Source organism: Hymenobacter terricola (assembly GCF_017921975.2).
GTDB lineage: Bacteria > Bacteroidota > Bacteroidia > Cytophagales > Hymenobacteraceae > Hymenobacter > Hymenobacter terricola.
In genome coordinates this window covers 776,099-797,907 of sequence record NZ_JAGEMO020000001.1, presented here as the reverse complement: position 1 = coordinate 797,907, position 21,809 = coordinate 776,099, and the positions used below count along the sequence as shown (strand labels likewise).

Sequence of the window (21,809 nt, the reverse complement as noted above, 5' to 3'; positions counted from 1 at the left end):
AATTTACATTTTACCCAGCGTCAGCTTCAGTTCGTTCAGCTTCATCAGCGCTTCGATGGGCGTCAGCGTATTTATATCGAGGTGCTGAAGCAGCTCGCGGATGCGTTCCAGGGCCGGGTCGGAAGGTTCGAACATGCTCAGCTGCACGGTGGGGCGCGGGGCAGTGGCCACGGCCGTGGTGGCGCGCGGTCGGGGCTGGGCCGGCTCGCGGGGCGGCGGCACGGCAACGCCCAGGCGCGTGCCATTCGGCTCAATGCCGGCCAGCACGTCGTCGAACTCGGTGGGCCCGTTGTCCTCGGCCCCGGCGCTGGTGCGTTCCACTTCGAGGTGGTGCATGATTTCATTGGCCCGCAGCACTACGCTGGTGGGCATGCCGGCCAGCCGCGCTACGTGGATGCCAAAGCTGTGCTCGGAGCCGCCGGGCTGCAGCTTGCGCAGGAACAGGATGCGGCCGTCGGCCTCCTTCACGGCCACGTTGTAGTTGCGCACGCGGGGGCAGTCGTCAGCTAGTTGGTTAAGCTCGTGGTAGTGGGTGGCGAAGAGGGTTTTGGCCTTGGCTTTGGGGTTGTTGTGCAGGTGCTCCACAATGGCCCAGGCGATGCTGATGCCGTCGTAGGTGCTGGTGCCGCGCCCGATTTCGTCCATCAGCACCAGGCTTCTATCCGAGAGATTATTCAGGATGGAAGCCGTTTCGGTCATCTCCACCATGAAGGTGCTTTCGCCCTTGCTCAGGTTGTCGGAGGCGCCCACACGGGTAAAAATCTTGTCGATAATGCCTACCGTGGCGGCATCAGCAGGCACGAATGACCCTATTTGGGCCAGCAGCACGATGAGGGCCGTCTGGCGCAGCAGGGCCGATTTGCCGGCCATGTTGGGGCCGGTTATCACCACAATCTGCTGCTCGTCCTGGTTCAGGCAGATGTCGTTCGGGATGTAGCTTTCGCCGGGTGGCAGCTGCCGCTCGATGACGGGGTGGCGGCCGGCGCGGATGTCGAGCACCGTGCCATCGTTCACGTCGGGCATCACGTAGCGCTGCTGCCGGGCGGTGAGCGCGAAGCTGGCCAGGCAGTCCATGATGCCAATGGCGCGGGCATTTTGCTGGATGTGGGGCACGAAATCGAGCGCGGCCAGCACCAGGTCGCTGTAAATCCGCTGCTCAATCACGAACAGCAGCTCCTCGGCGTTGAGGATTTTTTCCTCGTAGGTTTTCAGCTCCTCGGTCACGTAGCGCTCGGCGTTCACCAGCGTCTGCTTGCGAATCCACTCGGCGGGCACCTTGGTTTTGTGGGCGTTGCTGACCTCCAGGTAATAGCCAAAAACCTTGTTGTAGGCCACTTTCAGCGAGGTAATGCCGGTGTTGCGCTGTTCGCGCTGCTGGAGCTGCAACAGGTAGTCTTTGCCCGAGAAGGCCAGAGCGCGCAGTTCGTCCAGCTCGGGGTCGATGCCGGGGTTCAGCACGCCGCCCTGGTTGGTGAGCAGGGGCGCGTCGGGCTTGATTTTGGCGAAGATTTCCTGGCGCAGGTTGGTGCAGGGGTTGAGCTGGTCGGCCAGCTTCACGAGGGCCTTCACGCCGGACGCGGCCAGCCGCTCGCGCATCGGCGCAATGGCTTCGAGGGCGCGGGCCAGCTGGAGCAGCTCGCGCGGATTCACGCGGCGCACGGCCACCTTGGAAATCAGGCGCTCCAGGTCGTTAATCTGGCGCAGGTGCTGGGTGAGGTCGGCCAGCAGCTCTTCATCGGCCACAAGGGCGGCCACGGTATCCAGCCGGCGCTGAATCTGGCTTACTTCCTTGAGGGGCAGCACTATCCACTTGCGCAGCAGGCGGGCGCCCATGGGCGTCAGGGTCTGGTCGAGCACGTCGATGAGGGGCACGCCGCCGGGGTGCTGGGCGTGCACCAGCTCCAGGTTGCGCACCGTGAACCGGTCTAGCCAGACGTATTTGTCCTCCTCCAACCGGCCGAGGCTGGCCACGTGGCCCAGGTCGGAATGCTTGGTTTCGGCGAGGTAGTGCAGGATGCAGCCGGCGGCCACGATGCCGTCTTTCAGGCCATCGACCCCAAAGCCTTTCAGGGAGTTGGTTTTGAAGTGGCGGGTGAGGGTGTCGTAGGCGTAGTCGTTGCCAAAAACCCACTCATCGAGCGCGTAGGTGCAGTAATCGGGGCCAAAGTTCTGCTCGAATTCACCCCGGCTTTTCTTGCAGAAGAGCACCTCGGCGGGGCTGAAATTCTGGAGCAGCTTGCCCAGATAGTCCAGCGTGCCCTGGGCCACCAGGAACTCGCCGGTGCTGATGTCGAGGAACGAAATGCCGGCTTCGGTTTTGCCGAAATGAATGGCGGCGAGGTAGTTGTTGGCGCGGCGTTCGAGCACGTTGTCGTGCATGCTCACGCCGGGCGTCACCAGCTCCGTGATGCCGCGTTTCACGAGGCCTTTGGCCGCTTTGGGGTCTTCGAGCTGGTCGCAGATGGCCACGCGCTGGCCGGCGCGCACCAGCTTGGGCAGGTAGTTGTCGAGGGCGTGGTGGGGGAAGCCGGCCAGCGGAATCTCGTTGGGCGTGCCGCCGCCGCGCTTGGTGAGCGTGATGTCGAGAATGCGGCTGGCCGTGACGGCGTCCTCCCCAAACGTCTCGTAGAAGTCGCCCACCCGAAACAGCAGCACCGCGCCGGGATGCTGCTGCTTGAGCAGGTAGTACTGCTTCATCAGGGGCGTGTCGACGGGCGAACCGGGGGTGATGTGGTCGGGCCCGACGGACTTGATGACGAATTCTTTTTTGGCGGTGGTGGTCAAGGCAAGTAGCGCGAACTTTGCAGTTCGCGTTTGAGGCGAGTGAATTAACAAGAGAACCCGTGCGCCGACCGGTTGCGGGCAGCTGCGAACAGAACTAAACCAACCACGCGAACCACAAAGTTCGCGCTACTTACCATGCGAAAACTCACAATGGCCGAGCTTAATCGGGCCTCGTTGGCGGACTTCAAAAGTACGCCCAAAAGCCCGGTGGTTTTGGTGCTCGACAACGTGCGGAGCATGCACAATGTGGGCGCCATCTTCCGCACGGCCGATGCCTTCGCGCTGGAGAAAATCTGGCTCTGCGGCATCACGCCGCGCCCGCCGCACCGCGAAATCACCAAAACGGCCCTCGGCAGCGAAGAGTCCATGAGCTGGGAATACGCGGCCGAAACCGTGGCCGCCGTGGCCGCCCTCAAGCAGGCCGGCTACCAGGTAGTGGCCGTGGAGCAAACCACGGGCAGCGTCGCGCTGCCGGAATTTCAGCCCGAACCGGGCCGGCCGCTGGCGCTGGTGCTGGGCAACGAGGTGTTCGGGGTGGAAGACGCCGTGCTGGCCCTCTGCGACCTGGCGGTGGAAATCCCACAGTTCGGCACCAAGCACTCGCTGAACGTGGGCGTGGCGGCCGGCGTGGTGCTCTGGGATGCGCTGGTGAAGCTGGGCGTGGTGTAGCGCAACCAATGGCGCGCCACCCGGTTCCGTTGCTATGCTTTCAGAATCTATTGCCCGGCCCGATGCGGCCCTCGTTACCCTGCGTCCACTTGTGCCCGTTGCCCCCACCGAAACCGAAGCCCCGGCCACGGTCGGCGGATTTCTGCACGCCACGCTGCGTCCGGTGTTGAAGCTGCAAAACGACTTCCTGCTGGCCGTCGTGGCCGATTTCGTCCTCGACCACCACATTGCGCTGCTGCCCACCGACCAGCACCACCAACTGGCGGAACTCCTGAGCCGCAACACCAAACTGCGCTACACCGTGGTGGGCCTGATAACCGGCCTCTTCACTGCCGCTGAATACACCTTCTACCGCCAGCACCGCCCCGAGCTGAACCGCCGCCTGCTGGAACTGGCCCAGCGCCGCGTGCTCGACCAAACCGATAAGGTTGTTTCGCTGGCGGCCATCTAGCCCCTTATGCAAGAACGCCCCGCTGAGCGCGGCTCAGCAAGGCGTATTGTCCCTTCCCCCGCTCCCCGCGACAGAGCTTAGTCATATTTCGAGTCGCGCAAATGCACCGGCTTGACTTTTTTGCGCAGTCGCAGGTTCAGGATTTCCACGGTTAGCGAAAAGGCCATGGCGAAGTAGAGGTAGCCTTTTTCCACTTCCTTGTGGGCGGCTTCCATCACCAGCATGAAGCCAATCATGATGAGGAAGGACAGCGCCAGCATCTTGATGGTGGGGTTGTTGTTCACAAAATTGGCCACCACGCCGCTGAAGGCCAGCATGATGCACATGGCACAAATCACGGCCGCAATCATCACCAGCACGTTATCCACGAGGCCCACGGCGGTCAGAATCGAGTCGAAGCTGAACACGATGTCGATAACGACAATCTGCGCGATAATGCTCATCATCGACGCATTGCCGCCGCCCATGCTCTCGTCATCTTCCTCGCCCTGCAGCTTGGTATGAATCTCGGTGGTGCTCTTGTACATTAGAAACAAGCCGCCGGCCAGCAGAATCAGGTCGCGGCCGGTCACCCCAAAGTTGTTCACCATGTCCGGAATATTGATGGTGAACAACGGCGTGCGCAGGCTCGCAATCCAGGAAATACTCAGCAGCAGGCCGATGCGAAACAGCAGCGCCAGCAGCAGCCCGATGGTGCGCCCGCGGGCCTGCGACTCCTTGGCCAGCCGGTTGACGACGATGGAAATAAAAATGATGTTGTCAATCCCCAGCACGATTTCCATGAACGTGAGGGTCAGCAAGCTAACCCAGGTGGCAGCGTGGGCAAAGGCAGAAAAATCGTACACTACGGTGAGGTGCTAATTAGGAGATTGGTTGATGAGCTGATTAATGAAACGTATGAAACGCGCAGACTTGATAATCATTACAATCAGCACATCGGCACATCGGCACATCAATCAGCACATTAGCTTTTCATGTTCACAAATTGCAGCGGCAGGCCGATATCAGCCCGGCGCAGCACGGCGATGGCGGCCTGCAAATCGTCGATTTTCTTGGCCGTTACGCGCACCTGGTCGTCCTGCATCTGGGCTTCCACCTTCACCTTGGCGTCTTTGATGGCTTTGATGATTTTGCGGCCGAACTCCTTGTCCACCCCAGCGCGCACCTTGATGGTTTTCTTCACCAGGCTGCCGCTGGCCTGCTCCTCGGCCGAGAAGTCGAGGCTGGTGCCGTCGATGCCCTGCTTCACCACGCGGCCCAGCAGAATGTCCTCCAGCGCCTTCACGCGCATGGAATTTTCGGAGGACAACAAAATGGTGTTTTCCTTTTTATTCAGCTCGATGCCGCCTTTGGTGTCGCGCAGGTCGTAGCGGGTCTGGAGTTCTTTTTGGGCCGTGTTCACCGCGTTTTCCAGGGTTTGCGGGTCAACTTTGCTCACGATGTCGAAGGATGCCATAGCGGGGTGGGACGTAATTTTGAAGAGAGAAACCGGCTGCAGCCGGACCGTAAAGGTAACAGCCCGAACCGGCCGTAGTTGCGCTCCCACCTCCATCGCCCCGCTTATGCCTGACACGGCCCCCATCCACCCACCCCGCACGCCCGCCGAATGGGCTGCTTATTACCAGCTGCGCTACGCCGTGCTGCGCCAGCCCTGGCAGCAGCCCCTGGGCTCGGAGCGCAGCCCCGCCGATGAGGAACCCGGCACCATCCACGCCCTGCTGCTAGCCGATGAAGCCGGAGAAATTCCCACCGCCCTGGCCGTGGGCATGCTGCACCCTTCGGGCGCCCACCAGGGGCAAGTGCGCTTTATGGCCGTGGCACCGGCGGCCGCGGGCACGGGCCTGGGCCGCCAGATAATGGCGTATTTAGAAGCCCAGGCCCGAGCGGCCGGCCTCACCGAAATCATTCTGCATTCCCGTGAGGCGGCGGTGGGCTTTTATCAACGCCTCGGCTACGAAGTGGTAGAGCCGTCGCACCTGCTCTTTGGGGTGATTCCGCACTTTTTAATGCGAAAGCAGCTTTAGAATTTCTCCCGGCCGCGCCACAAATCGGCGTAAAGGCGGAAGTCGCCGAGCAGCGAAAACCACGGGTGCTGGAACGTGGCCGGCCGGTTGTGCTCCACGAAAAAATGGCCCACCCAGGCAAAGCCATACGCCGCCACAATGCCCGCCAGCAGCCACTGCCAGTTCCCCGTGGCGCTCAGCATCACCAGGCAGCCCAAAAACAGCGTTGTGCCCACAAAGTGCAGGACCCGCGTGCCCCGGCGGCTGTGCTCACGCAAGTAGCGCGGGTAAAATTCGGCAAAAGTGAGGGGCTGCAGAGTCATAGTAAGTCACGAAAACTGTGAAAATTGATGCTCCCTCCTACCGCTGACCGCCCGACCCTGGCAAATGAAGCAAATTTTTCCTCAAACTTGCCGCTGCAAACCCGCTTATTCTTGCTCACTTCCAATTCCCGCTCCGTGTCTGATACTCCCGCTGCCGCCCGCGCCCTCCCCGACCTCGCTACCATGGTGGCCGCCTACAACCACATGAACCACTACGGCCGCGCCAACGGCATGGCCCTCACCGTGCCCACGCCTGGCCAGGCCGAATACCGCATGACCGTCCGCGACGAGCATCTTTCTTCGCCCAATACCTGCCACGGCGGCGTGCTGGCCGGCCTGATGGATGCAGCATTGGGTGCCGCCGCGCTTTCCCTGGCCTTCACCAGCCTGGAATTTGTTTCCACCGTCGAGTTCAAGATGAACTACCTGCACGCCGTGCAGTTGCACGACGTATTGGTGGCCAAAGGCGTGGTCGACCACGCCGGCAACACCCTGGTGGTGAGTAGCTGCGTGATTTACCGGGTGGTGGCGGGCAAAGAAGATGTGGCCGTAGCCCGCGGCCTAGGCACATTCAACCGCTATCCGGCCAACAAGCGGGACTTCGCGCAGCTGGTGATGCAGTAGGGCACCACAAGCAAAAAGCCTCGACTCTGAACAGAGCCGGGGCTTTTCACATTGCTAAGTTAGCCGCGTTGAGTGGGAGGATTGCCGCGTTCCGCGGCGCTCTCCTCGCAATGACGGCGGGGTTGCTACAGCTCGGCCGTGGCGGCGTGCACGCCAACGGGCTCGTACTCGTCCTCGCCGTCGCTCATTTGCGGAGCGGGCACTTTGCGCACGTTGCGGGCGCAATCCTCGTCGCGGTGGTTGCGGCCCACGGTGAACTCCACCCAGTCGCCTTCGCGCAGGTCGTTGAAGTCGCCTTCAGTGAGGTCGGCGTAGCTGAAGAACAGGTTGTTGGGCGGCATCACGACGAAGCCAAAGCCGTTTTTCAGGTTTTTGATGGTGCTCATGCCCAGCGTGCCCACGGGGCCGGCGGCGGTGGGGCCGGTGGGGCGCACCAGCTTGGGCGCCGAGGCCGTGCTGGGAGCGAAAGCAGCCGGCTCGGATTGGCTCACGAACAGGGCTTCCACCACTTCGTCCTGCTGCTGCAGGCCGCGGTCAATCACGTCGTGCATGGCCACCGGGTAGGTAACCTGCTCCAGCAGCTGCTGCGAGGCGCGCGTCACGCGGGTTTCGCCCTTGAAATCTTCGTATTTGAAATCCCAGTTCAGCAGCATCACGCGGGTGCCCACGGTGTTGAGCTTGCGGATGAGGGGCACGTAATCCGAATCGCCAGCGATGAGCACCACCACGTCGAGGGTTTTGTGCAGGGCCAGTTCCAGGGCTTCGAGAGAGAGCCACACGTCGATACCTTTTTCCTGCAGGCGGCCGTCGCGGGTTTTTAGGGCCATGTAGTGCGTTTGCACGCCCAGGTTCATCAAAATGTCGTCGAGCAGGCGGTCGTGAAACAGCCGGTCTTTGTCGCGGGCTTCGGTGGCCGACAGGCGACCACGGAAAAAATGGGCGTCCGTGATTTGCGCCAGACGCACGTCTACATCTTCTTCCTCAGCTACTTGGTGGCGGATATATTCGTGCAATCCTTCCAGGCTAATGCGGGCCTTGCGCTCGTGCTGGAAATAATAATAGTCACTGATTTTTAAAAAATAGTTGCCGTCATAGAAGACACCAACCCGAATCAAGGGGCTGTTCATCTGGTTCATGGTAATGTGGTTAAGTAAAGTTAGAGAAGAGTGTCAGGTGGGATTAAGGTGCGGGATGAGGTAGAAGTGTCACGAAACTAAGGAATAATTGTACCCCGTGCAAATTCGTGACAGGTAGTATAGTGCTATTTAAGAAACAAAACCCGACGACGTAGCCCAGAGCGTAGCTAACCCCAAATGAAGTTGTCGTTAGTTAATTGATGTTAAGTTGAATACGGGAATTGCACAAACGATTGAAACCGCGGAATAATAATGCGAATCAATACCTTTTTTGCCCTATTTCCCCGGCATATCTGCTGCGAAGCTAGTGGTCTTGCCTGACTTATGCAACACACGGCCTCGCCGATACCGGCGCTGCTGGCACTTTGGCAGTTGGCAAGCGTGCCGAATGGGCTGTTAAAAGCCCATTCGGCCCACCACCAGGCCCAGCACCAGCAGTGCGTAGCCGACGCAAATGGCCACTTCCAGCATATTGCCGGACGCCGAACCAGTGCTGATAAGCGGGATTTTAAACGAGTAATCGGAGACCGGCAAAAACCATCTGACGCCGGCTTTGGTCAAACTATCGGCCACGTTATGAGAAGCATACCCAGCACCCGCGAACAGGGCCACCCCGTGCCAGCCAAGGTGCTGGTCGGCCAAATGGCCGATGTACGTCCAGAGGGCAGTGGCCCAGATGGTATGCGTCCAGGAACGGTGCGAAGTGAAGGGGGCCAGCGCCACAAACGTTCCCAGTAAACTAAGCCACAATTGTTCGGTGTAAAGGCCCGCTACTACGGTGGCCAACCCGGTGAACAGCAGCGCCAGCCGCCGCGCCGACCCACCCTGCATACCCACCCCAATCAGCCCAAACGCCAGCGCCACCGTGTAGTAGAGCCGTTGCTCGGAGCCGGGCGGCAATTGCAGGTAAGAATAGGCTGCGATGGCCAGGGCCCCGGCGGCAAAGGCCCAGCGCACGTAGTTCTGGGTGAAGCCCAGGCGCTTGCTCAGGCGGCTTTCGGGGTGGTCGAGGTCGGGGGCGAGGCTGGAAAAGCCGGCCAGGGCAATACCGGGCAGCGAAAATGGGATGCCGGGCACCAGCCCGGCAATGGCCACGCCGGTGATGAGGCCAATGGCCAGGTGAGAGGAGCCGCGCATTTTTTAGTTGTCAGTTATTCGTTGTCAGTTGTTAGTTTGCTGGCGGGCCGCGAACAGAGTCTTCTGACAACTGACAACGAGCAACTGACAACTAAAAACCGCCCACGAAGCTACGGGCGGCCCCGGAAACCTTCGCTCCCGTTCCCGTGTATTCACCCCGCAGCCCGACCGGAATTCCATCCGGCCGGGCTACTTCATTTGCCCTGTCCTAGCCTAATCATCTGTGCAAGTAGCCGATTTCCTTCGTTTATACCGCCTATCCCCGGAGCTGCAAACCCTGGCCGCCCGCCTGCGCGGCGCCGCCAAACCCAATCCCGGCAGCCTGCGCCTGCACCTGCGCGGCCTGGTAGGCAGCCAGGATGCCGTGGTGGCGGCCGCAACGGCCCACGCCCAGCACCCGCACGTTTTTATTCTGCACGACAAGGATGAAGCGGCGTATTTCCTGTCCGATTTGCAGCATTTGCTGCCCGAAGGGCCGGAGGTGCTGCTATTTCCCAGCTCGTATAAGCGGCCCTACCAGTTTGATGAAACGGAAAATGCCAACGTGTTGATGCGCGCCGAGGCACTGAATCGAATTAACACCACGCGGGCAGCTACTTCCGGCAATAGCGTATTTATCGTCACGTATCCCGAAGCGCTGACGGAGAAAGTAATTAACCGGCAAAGCCTGGTGAAGAATACGTTTAACGCGAAGGTGGGCGACAAGCTGGACGTGAATTTCCTGGGTGAATTACTGGGAGAATACGACTTTGAGAAAACGGATTTTGTATACGAAGCGGGCCAGTACGCGGTGCGCGGCGGCATTGTGGACGTGTTCAGCTACGCCAATGAATTGCCGTTTCGCCTGGAGTTATTTGGCAATGAAATAGAGAGTATTCGCACGTTCAATCCCGAGACGCAATTGTCGGTGGAAGCGCGGCCCGGCATCAGCATTATCCCGAATGTGCAGACCAAGATGCTGACCGAAACCCGAGAGGCTTTCTTCGATTTTCTGCCCCGCACGGCCTGTATTTGGGCCAAAGACGTGCGCCAGACGCTGGACGTGGTGACGGAATTATTCGAGAAAGCTGAAGCGAATTTTCAGCAGATGCTGAGCGAAGCCGGCGGCATGCAAATTGTGAGCAAGCCGGCTGATTTGTTTGAATCGGGCAGGAATTTCAAGAAGCTGCTCGATGAATTCGCGGTGGTGGAATTCGGTAAGCGGTTTCATTTTAAAACGGCCGAAACATTTCAATTTACCGCTAAGCCGCAGCCGAGTTTCAACAAGGAATTTGAGCGGATGGTGAAGAATTTACAGGAAAATCAACACCGCAATTTCACCACGATAATTACGGCGGATACCGTGCGGCAAGCCGACCGGCTGCGAACGATATTTGACGAGTTGGACAACAACGTGCAATTCCAGCATTTGCTGCTGGCGCTGCGCGAAGGCTTTATAGATGAGCAGCTTGAGCTGGCTGTTTATACCGACCACCAATTGTTTGAGCGGTATTACCGGGCGCAGGAAGCCCGGAAATTCTCGAAGAAAAAAGCACTGACGCTGCGCGAATTGAAAACGCTGCAACCGGGTGATTACGTCACGCACCAGGATTATGGAATTGCGCGGTTTGCGGGCCTGACGCAGGTGGAGATAAACGGGCAGATTCAGGAGGCTATTCGGTTGGTTTATCGGGACGATGACTTGCTGACGGTCAGCATTCACTCGCTGCACAAGATTGCGAAATACAGCGGCGCAGAAGGCTCGCCGCCCACGATGAGCAAGCTGGGCTCGCCGGAGTGGGAGAACAAGAAACGGTCGGTAAAGAAGAAAGTAAAGGACATTGCGGCCGACCTTATCCGGCTGTATGCCAAGCGGAAAACGGCACCGGGCTTTGCTTTTTCGGTCGATGGTTTCTTGCAGGCGGAACTGGAATCATCGTTTATTTACGAGGATACGCCCGACCAGGCCAAGGCCGTGGAAGACGTGAAGCAGGACATGCAGCAGCCCCACCCGATGGACCGGCTGATTTGCGGCGACGTGGGCTTTGGCAAGACGGAAGTGGCTATCCGGGCGGCGTTTAAGGCCGTGGTGGATGGCAAGCAGGCGGCCGTGCTGGTGCCCACCACCATCCTGGCAATGCAGCATTACAAGACGTTTCGGGACCGGCTGGCCACCATGCCGGTGACGGTGGAATACATCAACCGCTTCAAGTCGACGAAGCAGATAAAGGACACCTTGCAGCGCGTGGCGGAGGGCAAAACCGATATTTTAATTGGCACGCACCGACTCACGAATAAAGACATTAAATTCAAGGACCTTGGGCTGTTAATTATTGACGAAGAACAGAAATTCGGCGTCAAGACCAAGGACAAGCTCAAGGAGTTGAAGGTGAACGTGGACACGCTCACGCTCTCGGCCACGCCGATACCGCGCACGCTGCACTTCTCGCTGATGGGCGCCCGCGATTTGAGCGTGATTGCCACGCCGCCGCCCAACCGGCAGCCGGTGAGCACGGAGCTGCACGTGTATGATGAAATCCTGATTCGGGACGCGGTGGCGCGGGAATTGAAGCGCGGCGGGCAAGTATTTTTCGTGCACAACCGGGTGAAGGACATTGAGGAAATGGCCGCCACGATTCTGCGGCTGGTACCGGATGCGAAAATCACCTTCGCCCACGGACAGATGGACGGCGAGATGCTGGAAAAGCGGATGATGAAATTCGTGGAGGGCGAGTACGATGTGCTGGTTTCGACCAATATCATTGAGTCCGGACTTGACATTCCGAACGCTAACACCATCATTATCAACCGCGCCCACCTGGCAGGCCTGAGCGACCTGCACCAGATGCGGGGCCGCGTGGGCCGCTCTAATCGTAAGGCGTACTGCTACCTGTTAACGCCGCCGGTGGCGCAATTGCCGGCCGATGCGCGCAAGCGCCTGAGCACGCTGGAGGAGTTTTCGGACCTGGGGGCGGGCTTTAATGTGGCTATGCGTGACCTGGACATTCGTGGCGCGGGCAACCTGCTGGGCGGCGAACAAAGCGGCTTTATCAACGACCTCGGCTACGAGACTTACCACCAGATTCTGGACGAGGCGGTGACGGAATTGAAGGAAACGGAATTCCGCGACTTGTTTCTGGGCGACTCGAACCAGCGGCTGCAACTGGCGGCCGGCGCGGGCCGCAACCAGGAATGCAACGTGGAAACCGACCAGCAGGTGCTGATACCGGAGAAGTACGTGAGCAACGTGTCGGAGCGCCTGCAGCTCTACGCCAAGCTCGACCGCGCCCAAAAGCCGGAAGAGCTGCGCAAGCTGCTGGCCGGCATGGTGGACCGGTTCGGCCCGCTGCCGCCTGAAGTGGAGCAGCTGGCCGACATTGTGCGGCTGCGCTGGCAAGCCTGCAAGGTGGGGTTCACCAAAATCACGCTGAAGCGCGACACGCTGAAGGGCTTTTTACCCGCCGATGACGACCACAAGGCCTATTTCCAGGGCGAGCAGTTCGGCACCATCCTCAACTACGTGCAGACGCACTCGCGCACGGCCAACCTGAAGGAACGCAAGGAACAGCTGATTGTGACGTTTGAGGAGGTACGCTCCATTCAGCAGGCCAAGCGCGTGCTGAGTGAGCTGGGCAGCGAAGAGGCCGTGGCCGTGTAACTTGCCTGCATGAAATTCCTGTTTTTTGGCTTGCTGCTGGGGTTGCTGGCGCGGCCGGCAGCGGCTCAGACTACGCTCAACCAGCGCCTCAAGCAGGAGCTGGACAGCATTTACACCGTTGACCAGCGGTGGCGGAGCATGCTGTTTGACCCGCGCATCGCGCGCCGGCCTGACTCGCTGGCCCGGGCGCTGGGCGTGACCCGGGAGAGCTTACCCACCTACATTCCGCGCCGGATGATGCAGACCGACTCGGCCAATCAGGTGCGGCTGCGCGTGCTTCTGAAGCAGTACGGCTACCCCGGCAAGTCCTTGGTGGGCGAGCCCACGAACGAGGCCGCCTGGTACGTCATCCAGCATTCCGACGACATCAACCAGTACCTGCCGCTCGTCAAAAAAGCCGCCGACAAGCACGAATTGCCTTACCATCTCTACGCCCAGATGCTGGACCGCCAGCTGATGCGCGAGGGCCGGGAGCAGCGCTACGGCACGCAAGCCATGGGCTACAATGTGCTGAACCCCGCCACCGGCCGGCGCGAAGCGCAGCGCCCCTTCGTGTGGCCCATCAGGGATGCGGCGGGGGTAAACGAGCGCCGAAAAAAGGCCGGCTTTCCCACCACCGTGGAGCAGAATGCTGCTAATTTGGGCGTTCAATACCGCGTGCTGACGTTGCAAGACGTCGAAAAAATGCCCAAATAGCCCCCGTTTATGACCATTCGCTGGCATTGCATTCCCTTCGAATCTTTCCCGCCCCTGATTCTTTACGACGTGCTGCGCCTGCGCTCCGAAGTGTTTGTGGTGGAGCAAAACTGTGCTTTCCAGGACATCGACCGCCAGGATGTGGACGCCTATCACCTGCTGGGCTACAACGAGGCCGGCGAGCTGGTGGCCTACGCCCGCCTCTTCGGAGCTGGCAAGTGCTACGCGGAGGCCAGCATTGGGCGCGTCATCGTGGCGCAGCAGTTCCGGCAGTACGGGCTGGGACGCGAGCTGATGCGGCAGGCCCTGGCGCACTCCGATGCGCTGTTTGGTCCTCAGCCCAATAAGATTGGGGCCCAGCAGCACCTGGAGCCATTTTACAACACCTTCGGCTACGAGCAGTGCGGGCCGATGTACGTGGAGGACGGCATCCCGCACATTCCGATGCTACGAAACCTCACCCCCTGACCCCCTCTCCAAAGAAGATGGGGTCAGGTTTCGGTGCGTTATTCACAGCCTTCCGGGCCGCAGGCGGGGCCGTCGGCTACCATAGTGAGGGCCGGTTTGGCGGGCTTGAACTCGTCCCACACTTTCTCCAGCACTTCGGAGAACAGCTCGCTGGGCTGGGCACCGGACACGGCGTACTTGTCTTCAAACACGAAAAAGGGCACGCCGCGCACGCCGATTTGCTGGGCGTGGTATTCGTCGAGGCGCACGGCTTCGGCGTAGGTGCCGGCGGTGAGGGCGGTACGGATTTCGGCGGCATCAAGGCCTACTTCGGCTCCGAGCTTTACGAGCGTGTCGAGGTCGCCGATGTTCTGACCTTCGGTGTAATAGGCGGCCATGAGGCGCTCCTTGGTGGCGTCCTGGCGGCCGTGGTGGGCGCCGAGATGAATGAGCTGGTGCGCCAGAAAGGTGTTGGCCGGCACGGCGCGGTCGAAGTCGTAGGCCAGGCCCACTTCCCTGGCGGCGTTGGTCATGTAGTCGTTCATTTTCCGGCCTTCTTCGGCCGAAACGCCTTTTTTCTTGGCCAGCGACTCGTGGATGCTTTCGCCGGGAACGGGCTCAAAGTCGGGCGTCAGCTGGAAGCTGTGCCATACCACTTCCACGTCGTCGCGGTGAGCAAATTTTTGGAGCGCATTTTCAAATTTGCGCTTGCCGATGTAGCAGAACGGGCACACCACATCGGACCAGATTTCAACTTTCATATCGTTGGGGTTTTGAAGCTACGGAAGTGGCTACAAGAAGCTGGGGCGAGGAAAAGTTTCTGAGGCTGATACAACGGGAGCTGTTGAACGTCATGCTGAGCGCAGTCGAAGCATCTCGCCCGCATCATTGAACGGTTGGATTGCTACCCCACGCGAGATGCTTCGACTGCGCTCAGCATGACGGCCTGATAGCCGATGTTCTAAACTACCCCCGCCGCAACCTTCGCCCCCAAAGCCCGGTTAACAAACCCGGCCCCAGCCGGCCACTTTCCCCTAAACCAACCCTTCTCATGGAATACCAAAAACTAGGCTCCTCCGACGTTTCCGTTTCGCGCATCACCTTTGGCAGCTGGGCGGCGGGCGGCTGGATGTGGGGCGGCACCGAACAGAACGACGCCGTGGGCGCCATCCACGCCAGCTACGATTTGGGCGTGACCAGCATCGACACGGCCCCGGTGTACGGGATGGGCTTCAGCGAAAAAATAGTGGGCGAAGCCATCAAAACCCTGCCCCGCGACAAGGTGCAACTCCTCACCAAATTCGGCATGCGCTGGGATGTGGCCCAGGGCGATTTCGCCATGAAAACCAAGGACAACGACGGCCACGACCTCGACGTGTACAAGTACGCCAGCCGCGACAGCATCATCAAGGAGTGCGAGGACAGCCTGCGCCGCCTTGGCACCGACTACATCGACCTCTACCAGCAGCACTGGCCCGACGTGACCACGCCGATTGACGAGACGATGGAGGCCGTAGCCCGGCTCATCGAACAGGGAAAAGTGCGGGCGGGCGGCGTCAGCAACTACTCGGTGGCCCAAATGCAGGAAGCCGAAAAAACCGTGAAATTGGCTTCCAACCAGGTGCCCTACAGCATGCTGCGCCGCGATATTGAGAAGGACGTGGTGCCGTATTGCCTCGAAAACGATAAGGCCATTCTGGTCTACAGCCCCTTGCAACTGGGCCTGCTCACTGGCAAAATGAAGCCCGGCCAGCACTTCGATGACGGCGACCTGCGCAACGGCCACCGCCTGTTCACGCCCGAAAACGTGAGCCGCGTGAATGCCGTGCTGAACAAAATCCGCCCGCTGGCCGAAACCAAAAATGCCACCCTCGGCCAGCTGGTGCTGCGCTGGACACTGGCGCAGCCCGGCATCTCGGTGACGCTGGTGGGGGCCCGCAACCCCGAGCAAGCCGTGCAGAATGCCCGGGCCATGGATTTCCAGCTCACGTTTGAGGAAGTGGATTTCATCAACAAGCAGCTGAAGACGCTGGAGCCGGCGGCGGTGTAATTGGGGGACAGTTAGGCCGAAAGACCGTCGTGCTCGGCTGGCGTCCGCGCAGCCGAGCACGACGGTCTATTAATTTTGCCCAAAACCCAACAGGCGCTGCTAGCTTTGGCAGCGCCTTTTTTGCGCCCGTTCCGCTATGCCTCTCCCCTATCGCCGAATCGTCGTCAAAATCGGCTCCAACGTGCTCACCCAGGACAACGGCCTGCCCGACCTGACCCGCATGGCTCAGCTAGTCGACCAGATTGTCGCCCTCAAAGCCCAGGGCCGGGAAGTCATTGTCGTATCATCGGGCGCGGTGGCGGCGGGACGCAGCCTCATCACCATGCCCGCCCAGGCTGATGCCGTGCGCAGCCGCCAGCTCCTGGCCGCCGTGGGCCAGGTAAAGCTGCTGAGCACCTACGCCGAGCTGCTGGGCCGCCACGGCCTGCTCTGCGCCCAGGTGCTGGTGACCAAGGAAGATTTCCGCGACCGCCAGCACTACCTGAACATGAAAAACTGCTTCCAGGAATTGCTCCAGCAAGACGTGATTCCCATTGTGAATGAGAACGATGTGATTTCCGTCACGGAGCTGATGTTCACGGACAACGACGAGCTGGCCAGCCTCATTGCCGCCCAGCTCGATGCCGATGCGCTGATTATTCTCACCAACGTGGACGGCATTTTCACCGGCGACCCGCGCCTGCCGGAGTCGGAGCTGATTCGGGAAATTGCCCCGACCGATACGGGCTTCGACTCCTTCATCACGGCGCAACGCTCGCAGTTTGGGCGGGGCGGCATGCTCACCAAGTGCCACATGGCGCACAAGGTGGCCAAGCTGGGCATCAGCGTGCACATTGCCAACGGCAAAACGGCCGATATTCTGCCCGCCGTGGTGGCCGAAACGGCGGTAAATACCTGGTTCCGGCCCAGCAAAACGGCTTCGGGCAAGAAGAAGTGGCTGGCCCACGCCCAAGCGGCCGCCAAGGCCGTGGTGCGGGTGAACGCGGGGGCGCGGGCGGCCCTCAGCACGCCGGGCAAGGCCATCAGTTTGCTGCCCGTGGGCATTCTGAGCATTGAAGGCCAATTCCAAAAAGGCGATATTGTGCAGATTATCGACGAAGCCGGCCAGCCGCTGGGCCTCGGCATTGCCGAATACGGTGCCGATAAGGCCCTGGAGCGGCTGGGCCAGCAGCACCAGCGCCCGCTGGTGCACTACGATTACCTGTTCCTGAACCCTGACCTCGCCTAACGTGGACCTGCAAACCGTTTTTGAAGCCACCCGGCAAGCCAGCCGCGAGCTGGCCGCCGTGGCCCCCGCCGCCATCGATGCCCTGCTGCGCGACCTGGCCGACGCCACCGTGGCCGAAACCCCTTTCCTGCTGGCCGAAAATGCCCGGGACCTGGCCCTGATGCCGGAAACCAACCCCAACCACGACCGCCTGCGCCTCACCGCCGAGCGCCTCACAGGCATGGCCAACGACCTGCGCAACATAGCCGGCCTGCCCTCCCCGCTGGGCGAAATCCTTAGCCAGAAAGGCCTGCCGAACGGCCTGCACCTGAGCAAGGTGCGGGTGCCGCTGGGCGTCATCGGCATCATTTACGAAGCCCGGCCCAACGTGACGTTCGATAGCCTGGCGCTGTGCCTGAAAACCGGCAACGCCTGCCTGCTGAAGGGCGGCTCCGATGCCGCATTCTCCAACGCCGCGCTGCTGGCCGTGGCCGCGCCCGTACTGGCCCGCCACGAGCTGAACCCGGCCGTGGCCACGCTCCTGCCGCCCGACCGCGCCGCCACGGCGGCCCTGCTCGCGGCCGTGGGCTGCGTGGATGTGCTGATTCCGCGCGGCAGCCAGGCGCTCATCAACTACGTGCGGGAGAATGCCCGCGTGCCAGTCATCGAAACCGGAGCCGGCGTGGTGCATACGTTTTTTGACGAAACCGGGGATTTAGCGCAGGGCGCGGCTATCATTGCCAACGCCAAAACCCGGCGTGTGAGCGTGTGCAACTCACTGGACTGCCTGCTTATTCACGAAAGCCGGCTGGCCGATTTGCCCGCGCTGCTGGCCCCACTGGCCGAGGCAGAGGTGCAGCTTTTTGCCGATGCCCCGGCCCACGCCGCGCTGATGGGCCACTACCCGCCCCCGCTGCTGGCCCACGCCACGGAGGAGCATTTCGGCACCGAGTTTCTGTCGCTGCGCATGGCCGTGAAAACCGTGGCCTCGCTGCACGAAGCGCTGGAGCACATTGCGCAGTTCGGCTCCAGGCACAGCGAAGCCATTATTTCGGAGGATGCCGACCACCTCGAAACCTTCCTCAATGCGGTGGATGCTGCCGCTGTGTACGCCAACGCTTCCACCGCTTTCACCGATGGCGCGCAGTTTGGATTGGGAGCCGAAATCGGCATCAGCACCCAAAAGCTACACGCCCGCGGGCCCATGGGCCTGGAGGAGCTGACGAGCTACAAGTGGCTGGTGCGCGGCACTGGGCAAATCAGAACTTCGTGAACGAGGTAGAGACGCCTATTTGCGTCTCGGCGTCCGCCTTATTTGCCCGTCATCGTTCACCGATATGACGCAATTATGCGTCTCTACACCATGCCTCACCTCATTCATTTCCGCGCCGTGCTGGAGCCGGGCGGGCCCAGCTTCATGCCCACGCAAACCGTGGTGGTGCCGGCTGAGGTGCTGGCGGCGCTGGGCGGCAAAGCCACGAAGCGCGTTATCGTCACCATTCGGGGCCACGCGCTGCGGCTGGGCCTGCTGCTGCTGGAAGGTGGCGGGCGCTACCTGATGCTAAACAAGGACGTGTGCCGCGAGGCTGGCATTGAGCTGGGCCAGGAGCTGGAAATCGCCATCGAGCCCGACCCGAATCCCGACCACGTCGACCTGCCCGACGAGCTGGCCGAAGCCCTGGCCGCCTGGCCCGAAGCCGAAACGGCCTTCAACAACTACAGCGGCTCGCACCGCCGCTCCATGGCCCGCCTTGTGGCCGAGGGCAAGCAGCACGAAACCCGCGCCCGGCGCGCCGTGACGCTGGTGGAGCGGCTGGCGCGCGGCCTGCACCCGTTTCGCGGCGACTGACCGATTGGTCGGCTAACAATAAAAAAAGAACCTCATGCTTCGGCTCCGCTCAGCATGAGGTTCTTGTTACTTGACTGTTCTGAATCGGGCCGTTAGTCCTTCAGCACGATGCTCACGACTTTGCCGGGGCCGTCGACCATGAATTTGCACTCGTTGAAATCGGGCGCGGCAATGGTGGGACGAACGTTGTTGGAGAAAGCGTAGGGCTCGGTGGGAATGCCGAGGAAGTTCTTGTCAATTTTGTCGTTGTTGTTCATGTCCTGGGTGATGGCCACGGCCCATTCGCCCTTTGGCAAATCGACGGGCAGCGAAAATTCGCTCTTGCCCTCGGGCTTCACCGACTTCGAAAACGCCCACTGGCCGTGCTTCAGGAACCCGGCGCGGGTGTTGTAGAAATAGAGTTTGACGGTGGATGTGGTGGACACCAGCGCCGAGACCACGACCGTTACGGAAGCCGTTTCGGCGGGGGGCGGGGCCGGCGCGGCGGCGGCCAACACACTACTGCCAATCAACAACGGGCAAAGCGACAACACGTTCATAAGCGAAATTATTGATTACATGACGGATAGTGCAAGGTAGGAGCCCAACGCCTGCACTTACGGAAAGAGTTCGACAGTCACCGGTTTTGCCGGCCCCTCCATGCTTAAAGCGCCGCTTTTTGCGGGCCCATTCCGCCACCGGAATATTTCGCGGGCCGCCCTATATCCATTGTTTACCCCAAAGTGTTTGTACCGCGAGCGAGCTGCTTCGGCTGCGCGAACGCCAGATGAGCAGGACGTTTTTTAATTGGCTGAACGCCTTCGCATTTTCTTCTTATCATTACGTTCTCTACGCTCAACCGCTGTCCGATGAAACCCTGGCGCTTCCTGCTGCTGGCCCTGTTAGCCGTTATTTCCCTGGCTAGCTGCGAAAAAGAGAACGTGGCCTCTCCCACCGCCGCGCTGCTGGAAAACCGCTGGCTGCTGGCCCGCATCGATGACGCGCCGGTGGCGGTAGCCGGCTATTCGGGTGCCAGCAAGCCCTACCTCGAATTCGTGGACCTTGGCAAATGCACCGTGGGCCTGGGGCCGTGCAACAATTTCAGCGGGCGCTTCCGGCTCGGTGGCAACGGGCAGCTGCTCAGCATTTCGCCCCAGATTCCGACCCGCGTGGCCTGCCCCGTGCAAACGCTGGAAACCCGGTTCCTCGATAACCTGGCCCTGACTACTCGCTACGAAATCAGCGGCGAGGAGCTGCGGCTGTACGACGCCACGGCGGCCACTCCGCGGCTGGTGTTCCGGCGCGCCGGGAAGTAGGGCGCATCAATTCGGGGCGGTTTTTCGCAACCGGAACCGGCTTGTTGCAACTTCAGGCAACTCCCTGCCCCAAAACCCGGTAAGGAGCACAGTGGCAGGCCGCGCTTCAGGTGGCCCCGATATTTACTCCATGGAAGGCTTAGCAAAAATTGACGACCTCGGCAAACCGCGCGTGGTGATAGTAGGCGGCGGCTTCGGCGGCCTGGAACTGGCCAAATCCCTGGCCAATGCCCCGGTGCAGGTGGTGCTGATTGACAAGCAGAACTACCACACTTTCCAGCCGCTGCTGTACCAGGTGGCCACGGCCGGGCTGGACGAGGGCAACATTGTGTCGCCGTTCCGCAAAATTCTTAGCGAGCAGGCAAACTTTTATTTCCGGCTGGCCGAGGTCACGAGCGTCAATTCCACCGAGCAGGTGGTGGAAACGTCGATTGGCCTGCTGCGCTACGATTTCCTGGTGCTGGCCACCGGCGCCGAGCCCAACTACTTCGGCGATGCCGCGATGGCCAAGAACTCCATCGCCATCAAGAGCGTGGAAGAGGCCCTGGAGCTGCGCAACACCGTGCTTTCGAACTTTGAGCAGGCCCTGCAGCTCGGCGACTACGAGCAAATCAACAGCCTGCTGGATTTCGTGATTGTGGGCGGCGGCCCCACCGGCGTCGAAATCGCGGGCGCGCTCAGCGAGCTGCGCACCCACGTTTTCCCCAAGGACTACCGCGAGCTGGATTTCAAGGAAATGGACATCCACCTGATACAAAGCGGGCCGGCGCTGCTCAAGGGCATGTCGGCCAATGCCTCGCAAAAGGCGCTGGATTACCTGCACCAGCTCGGCGTGCAGGTGTGGCTCGAAGCGCGGGTGAAGTCCTACGACGGCTACACCGTGACGCTCAACTCGGGCCAGCAGTTCATCACCCGCACCCTGATTTGGGCGGCGGGCGTCACGGGCGCGCCCATTGCCGGCCTCGCCCCCGACTGCCTGCTGCCCGGCAACCGCTACGCCGTGGACGAGCAAAACCGCATTCAGGGCTACGACAACGTTTTTGCCCTCGGCGACATTGCCCTGATGAAGTGCCAGGCCTACCCCGAAGGCCACCCCATGGTGGCCCAGCCGGCCTTGCAGCAGGGCCGCCAGCTCGGCCAGAACATCACCCGCCAGCTGGCCGGCCAGGCCATGCAGCCTTTTGTGTACCACGACAAGGGCGCGATGGCCACCATCGGCCGCAACCACGCCGTGGCCGACATCAAGCTTTTTGGCCGCGAGTACCACCTCAGCGGCTTCATTGCCTGGCTGGCCTGGAGCTTCATTCACGTCATATCCTTGGTGGGCTTCCGCAACCGCATCGCGGTGTTCCTCACCTGGGGCTGGAATTATTTCACCCAGGACAAAGGCCTGCGCTACATCATCGGACAAGTAAAAAAACCGATGCTGGAAGCGGAGGTGGCCGAAAAAGCCATTGTGTGACGGGTAGATGCGGGAAATTCACCGGATGCCCCAAACAAC

At 60.8% G+C, this 21,809-nt stretch carries 21 protein-coding genes; 13 read left to right on the top strand and 8 right to left on the bottom strand.

Annotation, left to right across the window (positions count from 1 at the left end; all coding sequences use genetic code 11):
• Window positions 1-3: 3 nt before the first annotated feature.
• On the bottom strand, window positions 4-2,697 hold the full coding sequence (gene mutS, locus J4G38_RS03115; protein WP_210518451.1) for a DNA mismatch repair protein MutS: 2,694 nt from the start codon (window positions 2,695-2,697) through the stop codon (window positions 4-6).
• A 222-nt stretch (window positions 2,698-2,919) separates the two neighbouring features.
• On the opposite strand from mutS, the gene J4G38_RS03110 reads away from it, so the two are divergent.
• Together J4G38_RS03110 and J4G38_RS03105 are read left to right on the top strand one after the other, a co-directional pair.
• Window positions 2,920-3,453 carry an RNA methyltransferase gene (locus tag J4G38_RS03110; protein ID WP_210518410.1) on the top strand — a complete coding sequence of 178 codons (534 nt, stop codon included), beginning with the start codon at window positions 2,920-2,922 and terminating at the stop codon, window positions 3,451-3,453.
• Window positions 3,454-3,487: 34 nt separating this feature from the next.
• Window positions 3,488-3,904, top strand: coding sequence for a hypothetical protein (locus J4G38_RS03105; RefSeq protein WP_210518409.1), 417 nt, complete (start codon window positions 3,488-3,490; stop codon window positions 3,902-3,904).
• A gap of 77 nt (window positions 3,905-3,981) precedes the next feature.
• Here J4G38_RS03105 and J4G38_RS03100 read toward each other — a convergent pair whose 3' ends face one another.
• Both J4G38_RS03100 and J4G38_RS03095 read right to left on the bottom strand, forming a co-directional pair.
• The gene (locus tag J4G38_RS03100; RefSeq protein ID WP_226163086.1) at window positions 3,982-4,749 is read right to left on the bottom strand and encodes a TerC family protein; all 768 of its coding nucleotides are present in this window, start codon (window positions 4,747-4,749) and stop codon (window positions 3,982-3,984) included.
• 119 nt (window positions 4,750-4,868) lie between these two features.
• The gene (locus J4G38_RS03095; RefSeq protein WP_210518408.1) at window positions 4,869-5,360 is read right to left on the bottom strand and encodes a YajQ family cyclic di-GMP-binding protein; all 492 of its coding nucleotides are present in this window, start codon (window positions 5,358-5,360) and stop codon (window positions 4,869-4,871) included.
• A 106-nt stretch (window positions 5,361-5,466) separates the two neighbouring features.
• On the opposite strand from J4G38_RS03095, the gene J4G38_RS03090 reads away from it, so the two are divergent.
• On the top strand, window positions 5,467-5,928 hold the full coding sequence (locus J4G38_RS03090; RefSeq protein WP_210518407.1) for a GNAT family N-acetyltransferase: 462 nt from the start codon (window positions 5,467-5,469) through the stop codon (window positions 5,926-5,928).
• Here J4G38_RS03090 and J4G38_RS03085 read toward each other — a convergent pair.
• Window positions 5,925-6,230, bottom strand: a complete 306-nt coding sequence (locus J4G38_RS03085; protein WP_210518406.1) for a DUF962 domain-containing protein — start codon at window positions 6,228-6,230, stop codon at window positions 5,925-5,927. The two genes, J4G38_RS03090 and J4G38_RS03085, sit on opposite strands and share 4 nt — an antisense overlap.
• Window positions 6,231-6,365: 135 nt before the next feature.
• Here J4G38_RS03085 and J4G38_RS03080 point away from each other — a divergent pair, with 135 nt between their 5' ends.
• Entirely contained in the window at window positions 6,366-6,854 is a 489-nt protein-coding gene (locus J4G38_RS03080) for a PaaI family thioesterase (protein ID WP_226163085.1), read from the top strand.
• A 125-nt stretch (window positions 6,855-6,979) separates the two neighbouring features.
• On the opposite strand, the gene J4G38_RS03075 is transcribed toward J4G38_RS03080, so the two are convergent.
• Entirely contained in the window at window positions 6,980-7,990 is a 1,011-nt protein-coding gene (locus J4G38_RS03075; RefSeq protein WP_210518404.1) for an NYN domain-containing protein, read from the bottom strand.
• Window positions 7,991-8,386: 396 nt separating this feature from the next.
• Entirely contained in the window at window positions 8,387-9,127 is a 741-nt protein-coding gene (locus tag J4G38_RS03070) for a metal-dependent hydrolase (RefSeq protein WP_210518403.1), read from the bottom strand.
• Between the two features lie 223 nt (window positions 9,128-9,350).
• Here J4G38_RS03070 and mfd point away from each other — a divergent pair, with 223 nt between their 5' ends.
• From mfd to J4G38_RS03055, 3 genes are read left to right on the top strand one after another with little or no spacing between them, the layout of a single operon-like run.
• Window positions 9,351-12,764: a transcription-repair coupling factor gene (gene mfd / locus J4G38_RS03065; protein WP_210518401.1), complete on the top strand. Its 3,414-nt coding sequence runs from the start codon at window positions 9,351-9,353 to the stop codon at window positions 12,762-12,764.
• A gap of 9 nt (window positions 12,765-12,773) precedes the next feature.
• Entirely contained in the window at window positions 12,774-13,460 is a 687-nt protein-coding gene (locus J4G38_RS03060) for a DUF6624 domain-containing protein (RefSeq protein WP_210518400.1), read from the top strand.
• Between the two features lie 9 nt (window positions 13,461-13,469).
• Window positions 13,470-13,928 carry a GNAT family N-acetyltransferase gene (locus J4G38_RS03055; RefSeq protein WP_210518398.1) on the top strand — a complete coding sequence of 153 codons (459 nt, stop codon included), beginning with the start codon at window positions 13,470-13,472 and terminating at the stop codon, window positions 13,926-13,928.
• A 38-nt stretch (window positions 13,929-13,966) separates the two neighbouring features.
• Here the strand turns inward: J4G38_RS03055 and J4G38_RS03050 are convergent, their stop codons facing one another.
• Window positions 13,967-14,668 carry a DsbA family oxidoreductase gene (locus J4G38_RS03050; protein ID WP_210518396.1) on the bottom strand — a complete coding sequence of 234 codons (702 nt, stop codon included), beginning with the start codon at window positions 14,666-14,668 and terminating at the stop codon, window positions 13,967-13,969.
• A gap of 290 nt (window positions 14,669-14,958) precedes the next feature.
• Here J4G38_RS03050 and J4G38_RS03045 point away from each other — a divergent pair, with 290 nt between their 5' ends.
• From J4G38_RS03045 to J4G38_RS03030, 4 genes are all read left to right on the top strand, one after another.
• Window positions 14,959-15,957, top strand: coding sequence for an aldo/keto reductase (locus J4G38_RS03045; RefSeq protein ID WP_210518394.1), 999 nt, complete (start codon window positions 14,959-14,961; stop codon window positions 15,955-15,957).
• A 136-nt stretch (window positions 15,958-16,093) separates the two neighbouring features.
• Complete coding sequence (gene proB, locus J4G38_RS03040; protein WP_210518392.1) at window positions 16,094-17,185, top strand: glutamate 5-kinase; 1,092 nt, start codon at window positions 16,094-16,096, stop codon at window positions 17,183-17,185.
• A 1-nt stretch (window position 17,186) separates the two neighbouring features.
• Window positions 17,187-18,437 (top strand): glutamate-5-semialdehyde dehydrogenase, encoded by a 1,251-nt coding sequence (locus J4G38_RS03035; RefSeq protein WP_210518390.1) that lies wholly within the window; start codon window positions 17,187-17,189, stop codon window positions 18,435-18,437.
• 90 nt (window positions 18,438-18,527) lie between these two features.
• Complete coding sequence (locus J4G38_RS03030) at window positions 18,528-19,013, top strand: YdeI/OmpD-associated family protein (RefSeq protein ID WP_210518387.1); 486 nt, start codon at window positions 18,528-18,530, stop codon at window positions 19,011-19,013.
• Window positions 19,014-19,105: 92 nt separating this feature from the next.
• Here the strand turns inward: J4G38_RS03030 and J4G38_RS03025 are convergent, their stop codons facing one another.
• Window positions 19,106-19,552, bottom strand: coding sequence for a DUF2141 domain-containing protein (locus J4G38_RS03025; protein WP_210518385.1), 447 nt, complete (start codon window positions 19,550-19,552; stop codon window positions 19,106-19,108).
• Between the two features lie 309 nt (window positions 19,553-19,861).
• On the opposite strand from J4G38_RS03025, the gene J4G38_RS03020 reads away from it, so the two are divergent.
• Together J4G38_RS03020 and J4G38_RS03015 are read left to right on the top strand one after the other, a co-directional pair.
• Window positions 19,862-20,308 (top strand): META domain-containing protein, encoded by a 447-nt coding sequence (locus J4G38_RS03020; protein ID WP_210518383.1) that lies wholly within the window; start codon window positions 19,862-19,864, stop codon window positions 20,306-20,308.
• Between the two features lie 130 nt (window positions 20,309-20,438).
• Window positions 20,439-21,770 (top strand): NAD(P)/FAD-dependent oxidoreductase, encoded by a 1,332-nt coding sequence (locus J4G38_RS03015; protein WP_210518381.1) that lies wholly within the window; start codon window positions 20,439-20,441, stop codon window positions 21,768-21,770.
• Window positions 21,771-21,809 lie beyond the last annotated feature (39 nt).

Excerpts from the sequence above, each read along its gene's own strand:
- mutS (WP_210518451.1), bottom strand. The coding sequence starts at position 2,697 with ATGAAGCAGTACTACCTGCTCAAGCAGCAGCATCCCGGCGCGGTGCTG.
- J4G38_RS03110 (WP_210518410.1), top strand. The coding sequence starts at position 2,920 with ATGCGAAAACTCACAATGGCCGAGCTTAATCGGGCCTCGTTGGCGGAC.
- J4G38_RS03105 (WP_210518409.1), top strand. The coding sequence starts at position 3,488 with ATGCTTTCAGAATCTATTGCCCGGCCCGATGCGGCCCTCGTTACCCTG.
- J4G38_RS03095 (WP_210518408.1), bottom strand. The coding sequence starts at position 5,360 with ATGGCATCCTTCGACATCGTGAGCAAAGTTGACCCGCAAACCCTGGAA.
- J4G38_RS03090 (WP_210518407.1), top strand. The coding sequence starts at position 5,467 with ATGCCTGACACGGCCCCCATCCACCCACCCCGCACGCCCGCCGAATGG.
- J4G38_RS03085 (WP_210518406.1), bottom strand. The coding sequence starts at position 6,230 with ATGACTCTGCAGCCCCTCACTTTTGCCGAATTTTACCCGCGCTACTTG.
- J4G38_RS03075 (WP_210518404.1), bottom strand. The coding sequence starts at position 7,990 with ATGAACCAGATGAACAGCCCCTTGATTCGGGTTGGTGTCTTCTATGAC.
- J4G38_RS03070 (WP_210518403.1), bottom strand. The coding sequence starts at position 9,127 with ATGCGCGGCTCCTCTCACCTGGCCATTGGCCTCATCACCGGCGTGGCC.
- J4G38_RS03060 (WP_210518400.1), top strand. The coding sequence starts at position 12,774 with ATGAAATTCCTGTTTTTTGGCTTGCTGCTGGGGTTGCTGGCGCGGCCG.
- J4G38_RS03055 (WP_210518398.1), top strand. The coding sequence starts at position 13,470 with ATGACCATTCGCTGGCATTGCATTCCCTTCGAATCTTTCCCGCCCCTG.
- J4G38_RS03050 (WP_210518396.1), bottom strand. The coding sequence starts at position 14,668 with ATGAAAGTTGAAATCTGGTCCGATGTGGTGTGCCCGTTCTGCTACATC.
- J4G38_RS03045 (WP_210518394.1), top strand. The coding sequence starts at position 14,959 with ATGGAATACCAAAAACTAGGCTCCTCCGACGTTTCCGTTTCGCGCATC.
- proB (WP_210518392.1), top strand. The coding sequence starts at position 16,094 with ATGCCTCTCCCCTATCGCCGAATCGTCGTCAAAATCGGCTCCAACGTG.
- J4G38_RS03030 (WP_210518387.1), top strand. The coding sequence starts at position 18,528 with ATGCCTCACCTCATTCATTTCCGCGCCGTGCTGGAGCCGGGCGGGCCC.
- J4G38_RS03025 (WP_210518385.1), bottom strand. The coding sequence starts at position 19,552 with ATGAACGTGTTGTCGCTTTGCCCGTTGTTGATTGGCAGTAGTGTGTTG.
- J4G38_RS03020 (WP_210518383.1), top strand. The coding sequence starts at position 19,862 with ATGAAACCCTGGCGCTTCCTGCTGCTGGCCCTGTTAGCCGTTATTTCC.
- J4G38_RS03015 (WP_210518381.1), top strand. The coding sequence starts at position 20,439 with ATGGAAGGCTTAGCAAAAATTGACGACCTCGGCAAACCGCGCGTGGTG.